This is a genomic window from Marinomonas fungiae (assembly GCF_001418205.1).
Lineage (GTDB): Bacteria > Pseudomonadota > Gammaproteobacteria > Pseudomonadales > Marinomonadaceae > Marinomonas > Marinomonas fungiae.
In genome coordinates this window covers 1-1302 of sequence record NZ_LIQF01000035.1, presented here as the reverse complement: position 1 = coordinate 1302, position 1302 = coordinate 1, and the positions used below count along the sequence as shown (strand labels likewise).

1 rRNA gene is annotated in these 1302 nt (G+C 51.4%); it reads right to left on the bottom strand.

Annotation, left to right across the window (positions count from 1 at the left end):
* Positions 1 to 1302: ribosomal RNA gene (locus ASC49_RS19530) — 23S ribosomal RNA — on the bottom strand; the annotation flags it as partial.

Here is a 1302-nt window from a genome sequence, read left to right as displayed (position 1 = left end):
CGGCGCACCTTCTCCCGAAGTTACGGTGCCATTTTGCCTAGTTCCTTCACCCGAGTTCTCTCAAGCGCCTTGGTATTCTCTACCTGACCACCTGTGTCGGTTTGGGGTACGGTCTATGTATATCTGAAGCTTAGAAGGTTTTCCTGGAAGCATGGCATCAACCACTTCGTCCAAAAGAGGACTCGTCATCAGTTCTCGGCCTTAAGTACCCGGATTTGCCTAAGTACTCAGCCTACCACCTTAAACACGGACAACCATCGCCGTGCTGGCCTAGCCTTCTCCGTCACTCCATCGCAATATACATCGGTACGGGAATATTAACCCGTTTCCCATCGACTACGCTTTTCAGCCTCGCCTTAGGGGCCGACTCACCCTGCCCTGATTAGCATGGGACAGGAACCCTTGGTCTTCCGGCGAGGGAGGTTTTCACTCCCTTTATCGTTACTCATGTCAACATTCGCACTTCTGATACCTCCAGCCTGCTTTACAGCTTGACCTTCAACGGCTTACAGAACGCTCCTCTACCGCTTACACAAAGTGTAAACCCGTAGCTTCGGTGTACAGTTTTAGCCCCGTTATATCTTCCGCGCAGGCCGACTCGACTAGTGAGCTATTACGCTTTCTTTAAAGGGTGGCTGCTTCTAAGCCAACCTCCTAGCTGTCTAAGCCTTCCCACATCGTTTCCCACTTAACTGTAACTTTGGGACCTTAGCTGACGGTCTGGGTTGTTTCCCTTTTCACGACGGACGTTAGCACCCGCCGTGTGTCTCCCGCGCTCATACTCATTGGTATTCGGAGTTTGCATGGGGTTGGTAAGTCGGGATGACCCCCTAGCCCAAACAGTGCTCTACCCCCAATGGCAATACGCGAGGCGCTACCTAAATAGCTTTCGAGGAGAACCAGCTATCTCCGAGCTTGATTAGCCTTTCACTCCTATCCACAAGTCATCCCCAGCCTTTTCAACGGATGTGGGTTCGGTCCTCCAGTTAGTGTTACCCAACCTTCAACCTGCTCATGGATAGATCGCCCGGTTTCGGGTCTAATCCTAGCAACTGAACGCCCTATTAAGACTCGGTTTCCCTACGCCTCCCCTAAACGGTTAAGCTTGCTACTAAAATTAAGTCGTTGACCCATTATACAAAAGGTACGCAGTCACGGAACTAAGTCCGCTCCCACTGCTTGTACGTACACGGTTTCAGGTTCTATTTCACTCCCCTCACTGGGGTTCTTTTCGCCTTTCCCTCACGGTACTGGTTCACTATCGGTCAGTCAGGAGTATTTAGCCTTGGAGGATGGTCCCCC